The 18,315-nt window shown below is 72.3% G+C and carries 19 protein-coding genes; 12 read left to right on the top strand and 7 right to left on the bottom strand.

The window, feature by feature from the left end; all coding sequences use genetic code 11:
• Positions 1-232 precede the first annotated feature (232 nt).
• A complete protein-coding gene (locus ABZX40_RS11050) occupies positions 233-1,135 on the bottom strand; it encodes a lysylphosphatidylglycerol synthase domain-containing protein (RefSeq protein ID WP_355741459.1) in 903 nt (300 codons plus the stop codon).
• 297 nt (positions 1,136-1,432) lie between these two features.
• On the opposite strand from ABZX40_RS11050, the gene ABZX40_RS11045 reads away from it, so the two are divergent.
• A complete protein-coding gene (locus ABZX40_RS11045) occupies positions 1,433-1,903 on the top strand; it encodes an Lrp/AsnC family transcriptional regulator (protein ID WP_355741431.1) in 471 nt (156 codons plus the stop codon).
• Positions 1,904-1,933: 30 nt separating this feature from the next.
• On the opposite strand, the gene ABZX40_RS11040 is transcribed toward ABZX40_RS11045, so the two are convergent.
• The gene (locus ABZX40_RS11040; protein ID WP_355741433.1) at positions 1,934-2,419 is read right to left on the bottom strand and encodes an Lrp/AsnC family transcriptional regulator; all 486 of its coding nucleotides are present in this window, start codon (positions 2,417-2,419) and stop codon (positions 1,934-1,936) included.
• A gap of 376 nt (positions 2,420-2,795) precedes the next feature.
• Here ABZX40_RS11040 and ABZX40_RS11035 point away from each other — a divergent pair, with 376 nt between their 5' ends.
• From ABZX40_RS11035 to ABZX40_RS11005, 7 genes are all read left to right on the top strand, one after another.
• Complete coding sequence (locus ABZX40_RS11035) at positions 2,796-3,743, top strand: ABC transporter permease (RefSeq protein WP_355747023.1); 948 nt, start codon at positions 2,796-2,798, stop codon at positions 3,741-3,743.
• Entirely contained in the window at positions 3,740-4,537 is a 798-nt protein-coding gene (locus ABZX40_RS11030) for an ABC transporter permease (RefSeq protein WP_355747021.1), read from the top strand. Before ABZX40_RS11035 ends, ABZX40_RS11030 begins: the two co-directional genes overlap by 4 nt.
• Positions 4,538-4,587: 50 nt before the next feature.
• Complete coding sequence (locus tag ABZX40_RS11025) at positions 4,588-5,667, top strand: spermidine/putrescine ABC transporter substrate-binding protein (RefSeq protein WP_355747018.1); 1,080 nt, start codon at positions 4,588-4,590, stop codon at positions 5,665-5,667.
• A gap of 2 nt (positions 5,668-5,669) precedes the next feature.
• On the top strand, positions 5,670-6,794 hold the full coding sequence (locus tag ABZX40_RS11020) for an ABC transporter ATP-binding protein (protein WP_355747015.1): 1,125 nt from the start codon (positions 5,670-5,672) through the stop codon (positions 6,792-6,794).
• Positions 6,795-6,858: 64 nt separating this feature from the next.
• Positions 6,859-7,659 carry a carbon-nitrogen hydrolase family protein gene (locus ABZX40_RS11015; RefSeq protein ID WP_355747012.1) on the top strand — a complete coding sequence of 267 codons (801 nt, stop codon included), beginning with the start codon at positions 6,859-6,861 and terminating at the stop codon, positions 7,657-7,659.
• Between the two features lie 8 nt (positions 7,660-7,667).
• Complete coding sequence (locus tag ABZX40_RS11010; RefSeq protein ID WP_355747009.1) at positions 7,668-8,342, top strand: RraA family protein; 675 nt, start codon at positions 7,668-7,670, stop codon at positions 8,340-8,342.
• 32 nt (positions 8,343-8,374) lie between these two features.
• Positions 8,375-9,088 carry a 3-keto-5-aminohexanoate cleavage protein gene (locus ABZX40_RS11005; protein WP_355747006.1) on the top strand — a complete coding sequence of 238 codons (714 nt, stop codon included), beginning with the start codon at positions 8,375-8,377 and terminating at the stop codon, positions 9,086-9,088.
• 97 nt (positions 9,089-9,185) lie between these two features.
• Here ABZX40_RS11005 and ABZX40_RS11000 read toward each other — a convergent pair whose 3' ends face one another.
• Both ABZX40_RS11000 and ABZX40_RS10995 read right to left on the bottom strand, forming a co-directional pair.
• Positions 9,186-10,184, bottom strand: coding sequence for a M56 family metallopeptidase (locus ABZX40_RS11000; RefSeq protein WP_355747003.1), 999 nt, complete (start codon positions 10,182-10,184; stop codon positions 9,186-9,188).
• Between the two features lie 10 nt (positions 10,185-10,194).
• Positions 10,195-10,593, bottom strand: coding sequence for a BlaI/MecI/CopY family transcriptional regulator (locus ABZX40_RS10995; RefSeq protein ID WP_355747000.1), 399 nt, complete (start codon positions 10,591-10,593; stop codon positions 10,195-10,197).
• A gap of 182 nt (positions 10,594-10,775) precedes the next feature.
• Between ABZX40_RS10995 and ABZX40_RS10990 the strand changes: the two genes are divergently transcribed.
• Positions 10,776-11,522, top strand: a complete 747-nt coding sequence (locus ABZX40_RS10990; protein ID WP_355746997.1) for a M15 family metallopeptidase — start codon at positions 10,776-10,778, stop codon at positions 11,520-11,522.
• 29 nt (positions 11,523-11,551) lie between these two features.
• Here ABZX40_RS10990 and ABZX40_RS10985 read toward each other — a convergent pair whose 3' ends face one another.
• A complete protein-coding gene (locus ABZX40_RS10985) occupies positions 11,552-12,388 on the bottom strand; it encodes a GNAT family N-acetyltransferase (protein WP_355746995.1) in 837 nt (278 codons plus the stop codon).
• A 147-nt stretch (positions 12,389-12,535) separates the two neighbouring features.
• Here ABZX40_RS10985 and ABZX40_RS10980 point away from each other — a divergent pair, with 147 nt between their 5' ends.
• The 3 genes from ABZX40_RS10980 to ABZX40_RS10970 all read left to right on the top strand — a co-directional run bounded on the left by ABZX40_RS10980 (position 12,536) and on the right by ABZX40_RS10970 (position 15,744).
• A complete protein-coding gene (locus tag ABZX40_RS10980) occupies positions 12,536-12,979 on the top strand; it encodes a hypothetical protein (RefSeq protein ID WP_355746992.1) in 444 nt (147 codons plus the stop codon).
• 297 nt (positions 12,980-13,276) lie between these two features.
• Positions 13,277-14,449 carry a PLP-dependent cysteine synthase family protein gene (locus tag ABZX40_RS10975; RefSeq protein WP_355746989.1) on the top strand — a complete coding sequence of 391 codons (1,173 nt, stop codon included), beginning with the start codon at positions 13,277-13,279 and terminating at the stop codon, positions 14,447-14,449.
• Entirely contained in the window at positions 14,446-15,744 is a 1,299-nt protein-coding gene (locus ABZX40_RS10970) for an MFS transporter (protein WP_355746986.1), read from the top strand. Before ABZX40_RS10975 ends, ABZX40_RS10970 begins: the two co-directional genes overlap by 4 nt.
• Positions 15,745-15,820: 76 nt before the next feature.
• Here ABZX40_RS10970 and ABZX40_RS10965 read toward each other — a convergent pair whose 3' ends face one another.
• Positions 15,821-17,074: an MFS transporter gene (locus ABZX40_RS10965; RefSeq protein ID WP_355746983.1), complete on the bottom strand. Its 1,254-nt coding sequence runs from the start codon at positions 17,072-17,074 to the stop codon at positions 15,821-15,823.
• Positions 17,075-17,333: 259 nt separating this feature from the next.
• Positions 17,334-18,233 (bottom strand): VOC family protein, encoded by a 900-nt coding sequence (locus tag ABZX40_RS10960; protein ID WP_355746980.1) that lies wholly within the window; start codon positions 18,231-18,233, stop codon positions 17,334-17,336.
• Positions 18,234-18,315: the final 82 nt, after the last annotated feature.

The raw sequence follows: 18,315 nt of genomic DNA, 5'->3' as shown, positions 1-18,315 counted from the left end.
GCCGTCCTGGCATGCTCCGTGTCCGCGTTCCCGGTAGGGGTGATCCCGCTCAGGTTGCTTCCGGCCGTCCCGGCATGCCCCGCGTCCGTGCCCCCGCCAGGCCGCTTCCGGCCACCCCGGCACGCCCTGCGCCCCCGCCCCCGGTAGGGGCGATCCCCGTCAGGCCGCTTCCGCCCACCCCCGCGCCCCCGCGCCCCCCGCACCCTCGCGCCCCCCGCCCCGCAGGGCCCCCTCAGATCACCTTCAACCGCACCAACGCCCCCAACGCCAGCGCCCCCGGCAGCAGCGGTACCCACACCGTGATGGTCCGGTACGCCAGTACCACCGCCGTGGCGACCGCGGCCGGGCCGCCCGCTGCCACCAGGGCGACGATCAGCGCCGCCTCGACCGAGCCGAGACCGCCGGGGGTCGGGATCAGGGCCACGGCGACCGTCGCCGCCAGATAGGCGAGCGCCATGTGCCAGGGCGGCACCGGCAGCCCCAGTGCCGTCCCGACCGCTGCCAGACCGGCCGCCTGGAGCGCGGGGAAGGCCAGCGACCCGCCCCACAGCGCCAGCGCCCGCGCGGGCCTGGTGTGCACGGTGCGGGCCTCGCCGAGGGCGGTGCGCACAAAGGTGAGGACCGGGGCGCGCAGCCGCCGGACCAGGGCGAGGACCGTCAGGGCCAGGACCGCCGCGCCGCCCAGCGCCGCCAGCAGGGGGAGCGCGGTGCCGTCCGGGAGCAGCGCGTCGACGCGCAGGGCGTGCGGGAACGCGATGAGCAGCGCCGCCAGCAGCCCCACCCGGGCCACCGACTCGGCCAGCAGATACAGCGCCACCGCCGCCGAGGATCGGGCCGACGGCAGCCCGCACACCGTCATGAACCGCAGATTGACCGCCCCGGCGCCGAGCCCGGTGGGCAGCAGCTGGTTCGCCGAACCGGCCGCGAACTGGGTCACCAGCAGCCGGAGCGCCGGCAGCCGGTCCACCACCGCGCCCTGCCGGGTCACCGCCGCCGCGACCCAGGTCAGACAGGTCGCCCCGGCCGCCGCCAGCAGCCAGGGCCACTGCGCCGACGCCAGATGCCCGAACCCGGCGACCAGGACAGCGCGGTGCTGCACGGCCACCGCCGCCACCAGGGGCAGGGGCAGCAGCATCAGGATCCGGCGCACCGGGAGCCGCCGGAGCACCCGGCGCGGTGGGGCGGGGCGCGGGGGCCGGGGAGGGTCGTCCGGCGGATTCGGTGCGGCGGTCACACTCGCAGAGGGTCGCCGTGGCGCGTCAACTCCGGGTTGCGGATGTGCGGACGGGCGCTGGACGGCGGCTTACGGACCGACCGTGGGGTGGTGTCGGGGGCCGGGGATCGGCGGCGGGCGGAATGTGGCGTACCGGGTGTTGTGTGACAGGTGACACAATCGGCCAATTTGGCTGGTTCTGGGTGACAGGGTGGGGGCGTGCTCGACGACACCGACCGCCGGATCATGCGTACCCTCACCCGCGACGGGCGGACGCCCTACACCACGCTCGCCCGTGAGCTGGGGGTGTCCGAGGGGACCGTACGGCAGCGGGTGGCCCGGCTCCAGGAGAGCGGGGTGCTGCGGATCGTCGCGCTGTGCGACCCGCTGCGGCTCGGGCATCAGTCGGTGCGGCTGATGATCCGGGTCCGCGACCTCACCCCGCGCGCGGTCGCCAAGACCCTGTCCGGCATGCCGATGATCAACCATGTGGCGCTCTGCGCCGGGAGTCAGGACATCTTCCTGGAGGGCACCTGCCGCGACCAGGCCCAGCTCGTCCAGCTCCTCGACGACATCCGGATGCTGCCCGGTGTCTCCCGGGTGCAGGTGCTGCTGCTCCTGGAGCTGTTCAAGGACTACTCCTGGCAGGGGCTGGCCAGCGCCGTGGGGCAGGGCGTCGCCGAGGAGTAGCCCCGCCCCGCCATGCCACGCCGGGTCAGGTCAGTTCGGGAGGATGCGCTTGTCGGGGCGGGCCGGTACCTCCCGGAACCCCTCCCACAGATACGAGTCCTTCATGACCTCCAGCACCGTCAGCGCCTCCGCGTGCGCGACGCCGTTCACCCGGCGTACCCGCTCGGTGAGCAGCTCGGCGAGGTGCTCCAGGTCCCGGCAGCGGACATCCGCGATCAGGTCGTAGGGGCCCACACAGGAGGCCACGTACCGGATCTCCGGCATCCGGGACATCTCCCGGGCCACCAGCGCCACCGGGATGTGGTGCACCCGGACCGCGAGATGGACCTCCATCTCACCCATCCGCACCGCGTCCGTCATCCCCACCACCTGGACCACGCCCTTGCGCTGGAGGCGCTGGTAGCGGGCCCGGACCGAGGCTTCCGAGAGGCCCACCGTGCGGCCGATCTCGGCGAAGGAGCGGCGTCCGTCCACCCGGAGCTGGTCGATGATCTGCCGGTCGAGGTCATCGATCACCGGGGTCTCCAGACGGGTGGCGGGCCGACAGCGCTGTCGGCCGGGCGGGCGGTGCTTGCTATGTGCACCTATATGCGGGCCGCCCTTCGGGTGTCAAGGTCGCCGGTCACATCCCCGGCCCTCTGCGATACGCGTGGAAACCGGGACCGTTTTCCACGGGATTCGTTGCCGACCCGTCTTCCGGCTCTTCGTCCGTTCCCGCACTCTTTTCCCATTCGCCACCTCCGCCCCCCACGGCGAGGCATGCGCCACCGGGCCCGTACCGCCGCTTCGGCCGTGCGGTACCGCCCGCTTCCGCCTCGTACCGCACCGGACAAGGAGTTCCGCACATGCACAAGACCCCTCCCCGCGCCCCGACTCCCCGGCGGGTCCGGCGGTGACGGTGACCTCGGCCGGCACCGAGCGGGCGGGCGCGGACCGGTCCGGTGCGAAGTCCCCGTCCGGCGGACCGGCCCCCGCCGCCACATCGCCGCGCGCTCGCCGCGCCGCGGTGACCACGCTGCTCCTCGCGCCCGCCGGGATCACCGTCCTCGGACTGGTCCTGGTGCCCCTGCTGCTGGTGGTGCGCAACAGCTTCGCCTCCTCCGACGCCTACGGCGGCATCCAGGGCGGCTGGACCCTGTCCAACTACCAGGACCTGATGGACCCCGTCTATCTCAAGGTCTTCGGCTACAGCCTCGGCATGGCCGCCCTGAACACCGCGGTCTGTCTGGTGCTCGGCTATGTCGTCTCGTACTACCTCGCCGGGCGCTCCCCGCAGCGGCAGATGCTGCTGCTCCTGCTGATCATCGTGCCGTTCTGGACCGACTTCCTGGTCCGGACGTTCGCCTGGATCAACCTCCTCAGCCCCGGCGGACCGGTCAACAGCCTCACCGACGCCATGGGCCTCACCAGCGGCGACACTCAGTGGATCCCCAGCCAGGGCGCCTCCTTCATCGGCTTGGTCTACGCCTTCCTGCCCACCGCGATCTTCCCGATCTACGCCTCCCTGCGCGGCGTCGACGGCTCCCTCGGCGAGGCCGCCCGCGACCTCGGCTGCGGCTGGTGGCGGGTCCACACCCGGGTCCTGCTGCCCATCGCCCGGCCCGGCATGCTCGCCGCGGCCCTGCTCACCTTCATCCCGACCCTCGGGGTCTTCGTCATCCCCGTCCTGCTCGGCGGCGGACGCGACCAACTGGTCGGCAATCTCATCGTCACCCTCTACACCGAGTTCCGTAACCAGCCCATGGGCGCCGCCGCCTCGGTCGTCCTGCTGCTGCTCATGGTGGCGTCGATGGCGGTGTTCGGACTGGCCGCCCGGCGGCTGAGGAGGAAGTCGGCATGAAGCACGCCCTCGACACCGTCACCGCCTGGCTGGCCCGCGGTGTCATCGCCTTCCTCTACATCCCGATCGTCGTCGTGGTCGTGCTCTCCTTCAACGACTCCGAGGTCACCTACAAGTGGGGCGGATTCTCCACCCGCTGGTACGGCACCCTCGCCGAGAACACCGAACTCCTCGCCGCGCTGCGCATCAGCGCCGAGACCGCGCTGATCTCGGCCACCCTCGCCACCCTGTGCGGACTGCTCGCCGCCATGGGCATGGCCCGGCTGCGCGGCAAGGGCAAGGCGGTCTTCTCCGGCGGGCTGTTCCTGCCGCTGATCATCCCCGAGATCGTGCTCGGCGTGGCCCTGCTGTCCGTGTTCGGCGCCCTGCACGCCGACCTGGGCCTGACCACACTCGTCCTCGGCCATGTCGTGGTGACCCTGCCCTACGCCAGCCTCATCGTGCTCGGCGCGTACGCCGCCCTCGACCCCTCCCTCGGAGAGGCCGCCACCGACCTCGGCTGCAACCCGTGGCAGTCGTTCCGCCGGATCACCCTGCCGCTGCTGCGCCAGCCCCTGCTGGCCGCCTGGCTGCTCAGCTTCACCATCTCGTTCGGCAACATCGTGATGTCGACCTTCACCAACGGGGTCGGCAGCACCACCCTTCCGCTGCGCGTCTACTCGATGCTCAAGGGCGGACTGACCCCCGAGATCAACGCGCTGGGCACGCTGCTCGTGCTCTTCACCCTGCTGATCATCGTCGGCGTGGGCCTGCGGCAGATGCGCCGGGTCCTGCTCGGTGCCGACCGCACCTGATCCACCACCTCCCCTCTCCGGCACCTCCTTTCATGAAAGGCACCACCCCCATGCGCGCACGCAGTGTCTCCAGAGCCTCCCTCGCCATCGCCGTCACCACCGTCACCGCGGTCCTCGCCACCGGCTGCGGCGGCTCGGACTCCGGCTCCGCGTCCTCCGGCGGCGGCAAGGAACTCAACATCTACGCCTGGGCCGGGGAGATCCCGGACACCGTGGTGAAGAAGTTCGAGCAGGAGACCGGCATCAAGGTCACCCTCGACACCTTCGACAGCAACGAGACGATGACCGCCAAGCTCAGCTCCGGCTCGGCCGGCTACGACCTGATCGAGCCCAGCCAGTACAGCGTGCAGCAGCTCATCGGACAGCAGCTCATCGAGCCCCTCGACCACTCCCGCATCAAGGGCCTGGACAACCTCGCCGACAAGTTCCGCGACCCGTCCTACGACCCCGGCAACAAGTACTCCATCCCCTGGATCTGGGGCACCACCGGCTTCGCCTACAACGACAAGTGCATCCCGTCGGCGACCAGCTGGAAGACCCTCTTCGACGCCCAGTACAAGGGCAAGGTCTACATGCTGGACAACATGCTCGCCGCGTACATCGCCGGGCTCCAGGTGACCGGCGCCCGCGCCACCAGCACCGACGAGGGCGAGATCAAGGCCGCCACCGACGCCCTCACCGACCAGAAGAAGATCCTCGCCGGCTACAACTCCACCAACTACCCCCAGCTGCTGTCGACCGGCCAGGCGTGCGCCGCCCAGGCGTGGAGCGGCACCGCCATGGCCAAGGTGGTCGCCGCCAACCCGAACGTCCACTACGTCCTCCCCGAGGAGGGCGGCTCCATCTGGACCGACGGCCTGTCCATCCCCAAGGGCGCCAAGAACACCGACTCCGCCTACCAGTTCATCAACTACCTCCTCCAGCCCGAGATCGCCGCCATGGCCACCGACGACGGCGGCAGCGCCAGCACCAACGCCAAGGCCCGCGACTTCGTCAAGGACAAGAAGGCCCTGGAGAACCCGGCCGTCTACGCCTCCGACGAGGCCATCGCCAAGGCGGACTTCCTGCTCGACCCGGGCAAGGCGATGACCCACTTCCAGCAGGGCTGGACCAAGGTGAAGGCGTCCTGACCATGAGCATCACCACCACCGCGCACCGGCCGGTGAACCCGGCCCACCCCGACCCCGACGCCCCCGCCGTCCGCCTCACCGGCGTCGGCAAGAGCTTCGGCACCACCGTCGCCGTCACGGATGTCACCCTCGACATCCGGCGCAACGAGTTCTTCTCCATCCTCGGCCCGTCCGGCTGCGGCAAGACCACCCTCATGCGGATGATCACCGGCTTCGAGACCCCGACCGAGGGCACGGTCGCCCTCGGCGGCGCCCCCGCCAACTCCGTCCCCCCGCACAAGCGCGACCTCAATATGCTCTTCCAGAGCTACGCCCTCTTCCCGCATCTGTCGGTCGCCGACAACGTGGCCTTCGAACTGAAGGTCCGCAGGTCCCGCCCCAAGCCGCAGATCGCCGAGGCCGTCCGCGAGGCCCTGGCCCTGGTCCGGCTTCAGGGCTACGGCGACCGCTCCATCGCCCAGCTCTCCGGCGGCCAGCGCCAGCGCGTCGCCATCGCCCGCGCCCTGATCGGCCGCCCCTCCCTGCTGCTGCTCGACGAACCGCTCGGCGCCCTCGACCAGAAGCTCCGTGCCGAGATGCAACTGGAGCTGAAGAAGATCCAGCGCGAGGTCGGGGTGACCTTCGTGACCGTCACCCACGACCAGGAGGAAGCCCTCACCATGTCCGACCGCATCGCGGTCATGGACGGCGGCCGGGTCCTCCAGGTCGACACCCCCGAGGCCATCTACGAACGCCCCGCCACCCGGTTCGTCGCCGACTTCATCGGTACGTCGAACTTCCTCACCGGCACCCTGGACGGCGGCTTCCTCGACGTCCCCGGCCTCGGCCGGTTCGCGGCCCCCGACGGGCACGGGCTCGCCGACCGCGCCGCCGCCCATCTCGCGGTCCGCCCCGAGAACGTCCGCCTGGCCGCCCCCGGCACCGAACTGCCGGACTGCGGGACCGTCCTCGACGGCACCCTCCAGCAGATCGTCTACCTGGGCAACGCCACCCGCTACCACCTCACCCTCGCCGACGGCACGGAACTGATCGCCGAGTCCCGCGGCGCCGACCGCAGCGGACTCACCACGGGCGCCCCGGTCCGCGCGGGATGGGCCCCGGAACGCTCCCGGCTGCTCGCCGAATGACCCCCGCGCAGCCCATCGCACCCCCTCGCTCCCGCCCCGCACCCCCCATCAAGGAGATACGGCCGTGAAGGTCGCCGCAGCCCAATTCGCCCCGACCGCCGACGCGGCGGCCAACCTCGCCGTCATCGAGGAGATGACCGCCGAGGCCGTCGCCGCCGGCGCCGAACTGGTCGTCTTCCCCGAGGAGTCGATGCTCCCGTCCGACTTCAGCGACGAGACCGACATCCAGCTCAGGGACCTCGCCATCGCCCACTGGGACCCCTTCCTGGAGGGCCTCGCCCGCATCGCCCGCACCCATGGCGTCGCCGTCATCGCCGCCGGCTACGAGGACAGCGGCACCGCCCTGCCCTACAACACCATGGCCGCCGTCGACACCGACGGCGAAGTGCTCGGCCTCTACCGCAAGATGCATCTCTACGACGCCTTCTCCTACAAGGAGTCCCGCCGCATCCAGCGCGGCGACACCGGCCCGGTCGTGGTCCGCATCGGCGACTTCAATGTCGGCCTCGTCAACTGCTACGACATCCGCTTCCCCGAGTTCACCCGCTCCCTGGTCGAGATGGGCGCGGATCTGCTCGCGGTGTCGGCGGCCTGGGTCAAGGGCCCCCTCAAGGAGGACCACTGGCAGACCCTGCTGCGCACCCGCGCCATCGAGAACACCTGCTGGGTCGTCGCGTCCTCGCTCACCACCCCCGACTGCATCGGTATGTCGATGGCCGTCGACCCGCTCGGCGTGGTGCGCGCCGCGCTCGGCGAGGAGGAGCGCTCGCTGCTCGTCACCGACGCCGACAAGGACCGCATCGACCGGGCCCGCACGGTCCTGCCCGTGCTCCGCAACCGCCGCATCATCATCGGACCGAGGTGACCCGCCCCATGCCCCTGGACATCCGCGACCTGCCCGCTCCCGCAGACCCCGCCCTCGTCGCACGACTGCACACGGTCGACTTCCCCACCCTCGGCCACTATCTGGAGGAGGGCTTCTGCGACCCCGCCCTCCAGCGGCAGGCCGGCACCGGCAAACTCGTCGGCCGGGCCGTCACGGTCCGGATCACCGCGACCGACTCCACCGTCCTGCACCACGCCGCCGGACTCATCGGCCCCGGTGACGTGGTCGTCATCGACACCGGCGGCGACCGGCGCCACGCCCCGCTCGGCGAGGTGGTCGCCAACGCCCTCGCCGCGCGCGGCGCCGCCGGAGCCGTGGTCGACGGCCTGTGCACCGACATCGACGCCCTGCGCGAGGTGGGGCTGCCCGTCTACGCGTACGGCCGGACCCCGCTCACCACCAAGCTGCACGGCATCGCCGACGGCTCGATGGGCACGCCGATCACCTGCGGCGGCGTCCCCGTGCACGCCGGTGACCTGGTGCTCGGCGACGCCAACGGCCTCATCATCGCCCCCGCCGGCCGGCTGGCCGCCGTACTGGACGAGGCACTTGAGGACGATGCCGAGGAACCCGCGCTGATCGCCGAGGTCAACGAGGGCAAGCCGCTCGGCTCGCTCACCGGCGCCACGGAGACCCTCCGCGGCCTGGGCGCCCTCAGCTGATCCACCCATCCCTCTACCCCGTAAGGACCACCGTGTTTCTGAAAGCCGCCGTCAACGGCGGGCGCTCCCGGACCGAGCACCCCACCGTCCCGGTCACCGCGGAGCAGATCGCCGCCGACACCGCGGCGGTGCTCGCCGCCGGAGCGGACGTCGTCCACTTCCATGTCCGCACCGAGGACGGCGGGCAGACCATCCGCCCCGACGCGCTCGCCGAGGTGCTGGCCGCGATCCGGGCCACCGCCCCCGGCGCCGTGGTCGGCACCACCACCGGCCTGTGGACCTGCTCCGGCCCCGAGGAGCGCTACGCCCTGGTCAAGGCGTGGGAGGTGCTGCCCGACTTCGCGTCCGTCGCCTTCTGCGAGGAGGGCGCCACCGAGACCGCCGAACTGGTCCTGGAGCGCGGGATGGTGCTGGAGAGCGCCGTGTGGACCATGGACGACGTCCCCGCCCTGCTGGCCTCGCCCACCCTGCACGACAACGTCCGCATCCTGATCGAACCGGTCGACGAGGACCCGGTGGAGGCCGTCGCGGCGGCCCGTGCGATGGCCGCGCGGATACTGGCGGCGGGCGTCACCTGCCCGATCCTCTACCACGGCGAGGGCGCCACCGTCTGGCCGCTGGTCCGCGCCGCCGCCGAGGACGGCCACCAGACCCGCATCGGCTTCGAGGACGGCACCGAACTCCCCGACGGCACGATCGCCCCGGACAACGCGGCGCTGGTCCGGGCGGTGCGGGGACTGGGCTGACGCCGGGCCGGCCGCGGAGGCAAGGCGGATTTCACTTCGGCAACTCGGTTGCGGAAGTGAAATCCGCCTTCGTCGTCGGCTCCGGTGGCGGTGGGCGTCAGTGGCCGCCCGAGACGGGGTGCGCGGTGTCCGCGAGCAGTGCGGCGGGGGCCATGGCCAGCGCCAGCGGCAGCGCGGTCGCGGTGAGCGCCCCGGCCAGCATCAGCGCCGCCACCGGACGGCTCGCCCGGCGGGGCGCCGCCCCGATCAGCCGGCGGATGCGGGCGGCCGGGTCGGGCCCCGTCATCGCGGACAGCCCGGCAACACCGGAACAGGCACCGGGCGCCGCCGTGGACAGCTCCAGCAGGGCCTTGGCGACGGTACGGCGGCCGTGGTGGTGGGCCGCCTGGTCGTCGGCGGCCATCTCGGCGAGCCGGCGGACCTGACCGGCGTACCCGCGCAGCAGGCCGGTGCGGTGGAACGCGGCCGTGAGGACATCGGCGGCCAGGATCGAGCGGTGGTGGCGCAGCCGCAGATGGGCCCGCTCGTGTGCGAGGGTGGCGGCGAGTTCGTCGTCCGTGAGCAGGTCGAGGGCGGCGCTGGTGACGACGATCCGCGCCGCCCGGCGCGAGCCGGGGATGCAGAAGACGGCGGGGGAGTGGTGGCGCAGCACCCGGACCGGTGGCTCACCGGCCGAGGTGGGCACGGCGCGCGGATCGTCGCCCGACCGGGCGTCGGCGGTCAGCCGGTGCCGGTCGCGGGCGTCCCGCAGCCGCAGGGTGCGGCGCACGGTGAGCCCGGACAGGATGCCCGCGCCGAGCGCCAGGGCGAGCAGGGCGGCCTCGGCGATTCCGGCGGCCTGCCAGGCTCCCCCGTAGGCGGCGTGGACCCGGTGCATATCGGCGTGGAAGACCCACACCATGATGTGCTCCCACAGATCGTGCGCGGTCAGGGCGAGGGCCGCGGTCAGCGAGACCAGCAGCCCGGCCGCGCAGGCGTGCCAGACGCGCAGCGCCGCCTGCGGGAAGCGGGTCGTCCAGCGGGCGCGGGCGAGGAGCCGGGCGGCGGGGCCGCCGAGCAGCAGGGTGTGACCGAGCAGGGCGGCGATGACCAGCACGGCGTGCCCCTCAGCTGCCCGCCGCGGGACGCTCCGCCGCGTCGTCCCCCGGCAGCGCGTCCAGGGCCCGGCGCAGCGCGGCGGCCTCGGCGGCGTCGAGCCGTCCGGCGAACCGCAGCAGCGCCCCGGTGCGGTCGGCGGACGAGTCCAGGGCCTGGGTCATGAGCTGGGCGGAGTAGTCGTCGGCGGTGCGCAGCGCGCTGTAGCGGAACGAGCGGCTCACCTTCTCCCGGGTCAGCCAGCCCTTGGTGCGCAGCCGTTCGGTCACCGTCATGACGGTGGTGTAGGCCAGATTCCGGCCCTCGGCGTTGAGGGCGTCGGTGATGGTGTGGATGGTGACCGGTCCGTCGTCCGCCGCCGCCCACAGCACCCGCATGACATCGGCTTCCAGCTCGCCGAATGGCCGCATCGCCCTCGTACCGCCCTTCTCGGTGCCACCGCCGGGCGCTGAGGCCGCCCCACGCCCGCCGGGAAACTCTACCCGCCGTCGAACACGGCCTCCAGTGGAATTCCTACCGGCTATAGAAATTCTATCGAGTGTAGTAGTTTCATTCGCGCGACGACCGCCCCCGTATCCCGAGGAACAGCGCAGTGACCCGTTTCGCCCGCACAGGGCCGCCGTTCGTGACGGCGGCGCTTCTGTTCGCCACGGCCTGCACGACCGCGCCGGACACTCCTTCCACCCCGAACGACGAGACCATCAGCGTCTCCCCGCCCCCCTCCCCGTCCCGGCCCTCGGCCGATGCCGCCGTACAGGCCGTCCCCGACGAGCAGTGGCAGCGGATGCGGGACGCCGGAATGATCCGCGCGGGCTGCCCGATCGCCTCCCCGGACCAACTGCGCCGTGTGGAGATCAACCACTACGACTTCGAGGGGAAGGTCCGGCGGGGGGTGCTGGTCGTGAACGCCGACACCGCCGACAGCGTGGTCCGGGCCTTCACCGCGCTGTTCGACGCCGGGTTCCCGATCCGGCGGATGCGACCGCTGGAGGAGTACGACGGGGACAGCGCCGCCAGCCTGGCGGCGGACAACACCGCCGCCTTCAACTGCCGCCGCGAGGACCAGATCAACGCCCCCGCCCTGGAGTCCCCGCACGCCAATGGCCGCGCCATCGACATCAACCCCCGCGAGAACCCCTGGAAGGACCTGCGCTGCAAGTGCTGGCAGCCGACCGCCGAGTACCGCGAGCGTGTCGAGGGGGCGGGCAAGATCCTCGAAGGCGGCCCGGTCTGGCGGACGTTCCGCGACGAGGGCTGGATCTGGCAGAACATCGACGTGCCGGACTACATGCACTTCGACACCGGCTACCCGTCGAAGCCGTACCAGGGCCCCGGCTGAGCGGTGCCCGGTGCCCGCTCCCCCTGATGTCAGGGCGTCGGGCGGCGCGGCGCGGGCAGGGTGGGGGCCGGCAGGTTCTTGGCGTACAGCAGGAACCGGACGCCGTCCGGGGTGCGGGTCTCACCGTCGGGATGCCAGCCGCGCCGCTCGTAGTAGGGCCCGGCGCCGCCGGGACCGGCCGCGGTGACCAGGGAGATCCGGTCGCAGCCGGCCAGGACGGCGAAGTCGGTGAACCGCTCGATCAGCACGCTCCCGATGCCGAGCGAGCGGGCCCGCTCGGAGACGGCGACATGGGAGAGGACCGCGCCCCGGACGGGACGTGAGCGCCCGGCGCCGGGCTCCGGCTTCGGCTCCGGCGGGGGAGGCGCCCCGACGCCGGGCAGCAGTTTGCGGACGTAGCGGGGCAGGCGGGTGCGGAGGAAGCGGGCGGCGACGGTGGGGCGCAGGGTGAGTGCGGCCAGGCCGCGCAGGGCCAGCCCTAGCCCGTGGTCGCGCAGCAGATGACGGCGGTGCAGCGCCGGGTCGATGACGCCGACCAGATAGCCGACGGGTTCGCCGTCCAACTCGGCGACGAACCCGGTGGCGTGCGGGCTGGTGAGGTGGGTGCGGGTGTACGCGGTCAGGAAACCGCGCCCGAGGCGGGCGAAGAACCCGCCGGGGAAGTGCCGCAGGTGCTCGCCGACGACGTACGCCAGATGCCGGGTGTCCATGAACCGTACGGTGACCGGCCCGTCGCCGGGTTCCCCGGCACCCGGAGAGGGGCCGTCACGGAGGGCCGCGACCCGCAGTTCGGCGGTGGGGTGATCCGGCTCGGAGGGGGTGGGGGCAGTGCTCGGCAGCGCAGCGGCGCGAAGGTCGGCGTCCACGCCCTCAAATTACTACGGGCTGTAGAAATAAATCTACTACGGGGGGTAGAAAATTGCCGGGTGGTAGTGGAGGGGGTGAAGGGGGCGGTCCGACACGCCCCCCGGATCGGCGATCGATCATCGTCGGGGGGCGGTTAGGATCACGGCATGGTTACGGCCCGGTCGCCCTGGTGTGTCGGCGGAACCCGCTCCGGTGCGGGTCCGCTGCTGCGCGTACTGGCGCCGGCCCTGCTGCTGTTCGGCGTGCTGGTGACGCACGGCGCGTCCATGGAGGGCGCCGAGAGGCACCTGCCCGCCAGTGCGGCGGTCCCCGCGGCGGCCCCGGGCGGGCAGCACCGGGACACCGTCGCCGACCCGGCCCTGCGGTACGCCACCGACGCCGGTGACCGCCACGGCGGTCACGAACCGTCCCACCCCGGCGACCACTGCGCGTCCGGCCAGCCCCAGCAGAACTCCGCTTCGGCCGCCCCCTCCTTCGCGGGGTCGGTTCTCGCCTCGCACGGTGTCGCAGCCCCCTCGGCCGACCGTGCACCCGCCGCCGGGGCGTCACCCGCAGCGTTGAGAGCTGCCTCCGTGGTGCGTCGGATCTAGGAAGAAGCGCGGCTTCCGCAGCAACCGGCCGCCGGTCTCCACCGGTTCCGGCCGATCCCGCCCGTGCCGCGCCGCATCCCTGACGGCCCGGCCGCGTTCGTCGCCCCCGCCCTGGGCCCACCCATGTCCACGGCCGCTCCCGGCGCTCCCCATCGGCCGACCCCCGCCCGACCTGACCGCGGATCCACGACCCGTCATGCAGCCATGCCGTCAGGCAGGGGCGCCGGCTGAACGCGCGCCGGTCCCGTCCCCCTCGCATCGCAGCGCATCCTCGAACGAGAGCGAACACACCCAGACATGCAGTCATCATCGACGCGGCCCGTGACGACGACGACCGGCACCGCCGCCGACCAATCCACCCTCTCTGCCCTCTCCGCCTTCTCCACTCTTTCCGGCCTCGTGGGCAACACCCCCCTTCTGCGCGTCTCGGAGCCGCTGGCCCCCGCAGGGCGCGGCTTCTGGGCGAAGCTGGAGGGCTTCAACCCCGGAGGGATCAAGGACCGTCCGGCGCTGCACATGGTGCAACGGGCCCGCGCCCGCGGCGATCTGCGGCCCGGCGGCCGGATCATCGAGTCCACCAGCGGAACCCTGGGCCTGGGACTGGCCCTGGCCGGGATGGTCCACGGCCACCCGGTGACCCTGGTCACCGACCCCGGGCTGGAGCGGTCCATGACCCGCCTGCTGACCGCGTACGGCGCCCAGGTCAACGTCGTCTCCGAGCCCCACCCCACCGGCGGCTGGCAGCAGGCCCGCCGCGACCGCGTCCAGCGGCTGCTGGAGCGGCACCCCGGCTCCTGGTGCCCGGACCAGTACGGCAACCCCGACAATGTCGCCGCCTACACCCCACTGGCCCTCGAACTCGCCGCCGAGCTGGGCCACGTCGACGTGCTGGTGTGCAGTGTGGGCACCGGCGGGCACTCGGCCGGTGTCTCCCGGGTGCTGCGGCAGCTCTACCCGGAGCTGACCGTCGTCGGCGTGGACACCACCGGTTCCACGATCTTCGGCCAGCCCGCCCGCCCCCGCCTCATGCGCGGCCTCGGCTCCAGCATCCACCCCCGCAATGTCGCCTACGAGAACTTCTCCGAGGTGCACTGGGTCGCCCCGGCCGAAGCGGTCTGGACCTGCCGCCGCCTCGCCGCCTCCCACTACGCCACCGGCGGCTGGAGCGTGGGCGCGGTCGCCCTCGTGGCGGGCTGGCTGGCCCGCACCCACCCCGCCGGGACCCGGATCGCCGCCGTCTTCCCCGACGGCCCCGAGCGCTACCTCGGCACGGTCTACGACGACGACTACTGCGCCGCCCACGGTCTGCTGGACGGCCCGCCCGCTCCCGAACCCGAACTGCTCGGCCGCCTCGACGAGAAGGAGGTCACCCGCTGGACCCGGTGCACCGCAGTGGTCGATCCCCTCACCCTGCGCGGCACCGGGCAGGACCACGCCGAGGCCGGGGCGCTGCCGGAGGAGGGCCGGTGAAGGGGCTGCTCGCCCAGGTCCGTTCCCACGAGCGCGGCGTCCAACTGCTGTTGCTGAACCAGTTCACCATCAACCTCGGCTTCTACCTGCTGATGCCCTACCTCGCCGCCCATCTCTCCGGCACCCTCGGCCTGGCCGGCTGGGTCGTCGGACTCGTCCTCGGTGTACGGAACTTCAGCCAGCAGGGCATGTTCCTGGTCGGCGGGACCCTGGCCGACCGGTTCGGCTACAAGCCGCTGATCATCGCCGGGTGCGTGCTGCGCACCCTCGGCTTCGCCACGCTCGGGCTGGTCGACTCGCTGCCCGCGCTGCTGGCCGCCTCGGCCGCGACCGGGCTGGCCGGAGCCCTGTTCAACCCCGCCGTACGGGCCCATCTGGCGGCGGACGCGGGGGAGCGCAGGGTGGAGGCGTTCGCCCTGTTCAACGTCTTCTACCAGGCCGGAATCCTGCTGGGCCCCCTGGTGGGCATGGTGCTGACCGGTGTGGACTTCCGCGTCACCTGTCTGGTGGCGGCCGGGATCTTCGCGCTGCTGAGCGTCGTCCAGCTCCGTGCGCTGCCCGCCCGGCGGGGCGAGGAGCGGGGCCGTGGCGATGGCGGTGAGGGGGTGCTCGCCCAGTGGCGGGGCATCCTCGCCAACCGGCCGTTCCTGCTCTTCGCCGCCGCCATGATCGGGTCGTACGTCCTGACCTTCCAGGTGTATCTGGCGCTGCCGCTGGAGGTGCGCCGCCTGGGCGGCGACGGGGAGTTCGGCACGGCGGCGGTGGCGCTGCTGTTCGCCGTCCCGGGGCTGAGCACGATCCTCGGCCAGACCCGGGTGACGGCCTGGTGCGGGGCACGGTACGAGCCCGGACCGGCGCTGGTGCGGGGGCTGGCGGTGATGGGGCTGGCGTTCGTCCCCCTGCTGGCGGCGACGGCCGTCCCCGTACCCGCCTCCGGGCTCGGACGGTGGCTGCTCGCGGCGGTGCCGCCGGTGCTCGCCGCGCTGCTGCTGGCCATCGGCACGATGATCGCCTACCCGTTCGAGATGGACACCATCGTCCGGCTCTCCGGTGACCGTCTCGTCGCCACGCACTACGGGCTCTACAACACGGTGTGCGGCATCGGTATCACCCTCGGGAACCTCGGCACGGGCGCGGCGCTCGACGCGGCCCGCTCGGCGGGAATGCCCGCCCTGCCCTGGATCACGCTCGCCGCGCTCGGCCTGGCCTGCGCGGCGGCACTCCACGGCCTCCACCGCGGCGGGCGACTGGGGGCCACGCCTGCCGGGGTGGTGGAGTCGTCCGCGACGGTCTGAGGGGTCCGGCGCCGGGGGCGGGGCGGTGAGCGTGTCCTCGATCGCGGGCACGCAGGGCCGCCCTGGCCGGCGGTGACTACTTCTGGCCCGACTGGCGCGCGGAGCCAACAGGAACGAGCGATTCGGCGGCGGCGGCGCTGACGGGCGTCGGGCCCGGTCTGCCGAAGAGCCCTATGAGGGCGGTGAGGGCGGAGAGCGCGCCGAGCATGGCCCACCCGGCACCGTAGCCCGCGGCGGGGACGATCTTTCCGAAGGCGACGGGGAGGGCGAAACCGCCGATCGCGGCGAAGGTCAGCATGAGCCCGATCGCGGTGCCGATGTGCTCGGGGTCGACGCGGGAGATCTCGGCGGGGACGCACAGCCAGGCGGGGAAACTGAAGAGGAAGACGAAGCCGATGAGCGCGGAGAGGAACCACAGGAGGGGAGCCGATCTGACCGGCACCAGGAAGAGCGCGGCACTCATGGCGAGGAACGGCACCACCATGATCAGCCGGTGGTTTCTCAGCCGGTCCGCCGCGTAGCCGCCGAGGAGGCTGCCCGGAATTCCCGCGAGGGCGAACACCGCGCCCAGCAGCCCTCCTTGGCCGCTGGTGAATCCGAGGGCGTCGACGGCGTACTCACCGATCAGTTGCGACGCGGTGATGTAGGCGCCGTACACGCCGACCATGGCCGCGCCGTAGATCCACAGTTGCCGGTCCCACAGGGCCTTGGCGAGGCCCTCTCTGGTGATCTCGGCGCCGGCGAGTCCGGCCACGTCCGGCGGGGTGGTGAACCACAAGGCGACGGCCGCCGCCACGATGAGGTTGAGGACTCCGCAGACGATCAGCATCGTCCGCCAGCCCAGGGCGTCGGTGAGCGCGACGCACCCGTACAGGCCCAGGGCGGTGCCGATGCTGAAGGCGGCGCCGCCGGTGATGCCCAGCGCGAAGTTGATCTCGTGGTGGCGGAACCAGACGCTGACCGCGCTCACCGACACCGAGAGGAAGATCGATCCGCCGATTCCGGCCAGGACGCGGTAGATGGCGAGGTCGGTGTATTGGACGGCGATGCCGGAGAGGATGCCGCCGACGCTCTCCAGAACGATGCCCAGCACGAGGGTGCGCTTGAGGCCGAGCCGGGTCGCGAGCAGACCGGCGGGAATGTGGACGACGCCGTATCCGATCAGGAACAGGGCGATGAGGAAGGCCAACTGGGTGAAGGACGCCCCGAGTTCGTCGCCGATCGGGGTGAAGGCCGAGGCGATGTTGAACCAGTTGAGGGTCAGGCCCACATAGCCGGCCACCAGGAGAGCGAGCATGCGCCATCGGGCGGTGTAGACGTCTTTGGACATGGCGGGAGATCCCTTCGAGTAGGTGGCGCCCCGGCGTCCTGGAGGTGGAGCGGGGCGAGTAGTGCTCGGGAGAGGAGAGGCCGAGCGGTGCTCGGCGCCTCTCCCACCGCCCCCCGGCCGGGGTCACCGCCGGGCCAGGACCCGGTCATCGGCCGAACTGCACGGCAGCGCCGCGCCGAGCCGCTCGTTGAGCGGCCCGCGTGCGGAAGCGTCCGGGCCCCGACCGCGTCCGTCGCCTCCGTCGAGTCCGTCGCCTCCGTCATATCCGCGGTGGTGTCCACAGGACGGGGTCGCTGGCCGGTGTCATCTTCGCGAGCACCAGTTCGTCGAAGGCGTTGGCCGTTCCCCACTGGTCCTGCTCCTCGGGTGTGGTGCCCCAGACCTTGGGGGTCCAGCCGTGCTCCTCGTCGATCTGGATCAGTTCGGTCGTGTACTCCATGACGAAGCCGCTGGACGGCTCCTGGAAGTACGAGTACGTGTTGTCCCCGGCGCCGTGGCGGCCGGGACCCCACAGCGGCTGGACACCGGCGCGCATGATCCGGCCCGTTCCGCGCATGAACTCGTCGATGCCGTTCAGCTCGAAGGACACATGGTTCAGGCTGGTGTGCCTCGACCTCGCGAAGGCGATGATGTGATGCCAGCTCCCGGTGCGCATGAAGCAGAAGAAGTCCTGGAGCCAGTCGGAGATCCTGAAGCCCAGCACCTCCCCGTACCAGGCGACGGTCCGGTTCACATCGGGGGTGTTGAACACCACGTGGCTGATGAACTTCGGCCGCGACTCACCGCGCTCGACCGGCCGGTGGGCGCGCTGCTCGACCTCGGTGGCCAGTTCCAGGGCCCGGCCGTCGCAGTCGAAGAAGGCGCACGCGTAGCCGCCGCCCAGCTCCGGCCGGGCGCCGGGCTCACGGATGACCTTGGCGCCGCTGCGGGCGACGCGCTCGAACAGCCGGTCCACTCCGGCCCGGTCGCGGACGTCGAACGTGGTCAGCTCGATCCCGGCGACGTCGTTGCCGCGCAGCTTGACGATGTAGTTGCTGGGACACCCGGACCCGAAGTAGCTCCGGCCCTGTTCCTCCTCGACCAGGTCCAGTTGCCAGAGATCCCGGTAGAAGCGCCGGGCCACCGGCAGATCCTCCACGGCGATCGAGACGGACCGCACACTCGTGATCGGATGCGGACCGGAGGGCCAGGCAGGGGCGGTGGGGGAGGCATGGGCGGTGGGGGAGACGTGAGCAGTGGGG

Source organism: Streptomyces sp. NPDC004610 (assembly GCF_040609715.1).
Taxonomy (GTDB): domain Bacteria; phylum Actinomycetota; class Actinomycetes; order Streptomycetales; family Streptomycetaceae; genus Streptomyces.
The sequence above is the reverse complement of the archived record's forward strand: the minus strand, read 5'-3'. Positions and strand labels throughout refer to the sequence as shown.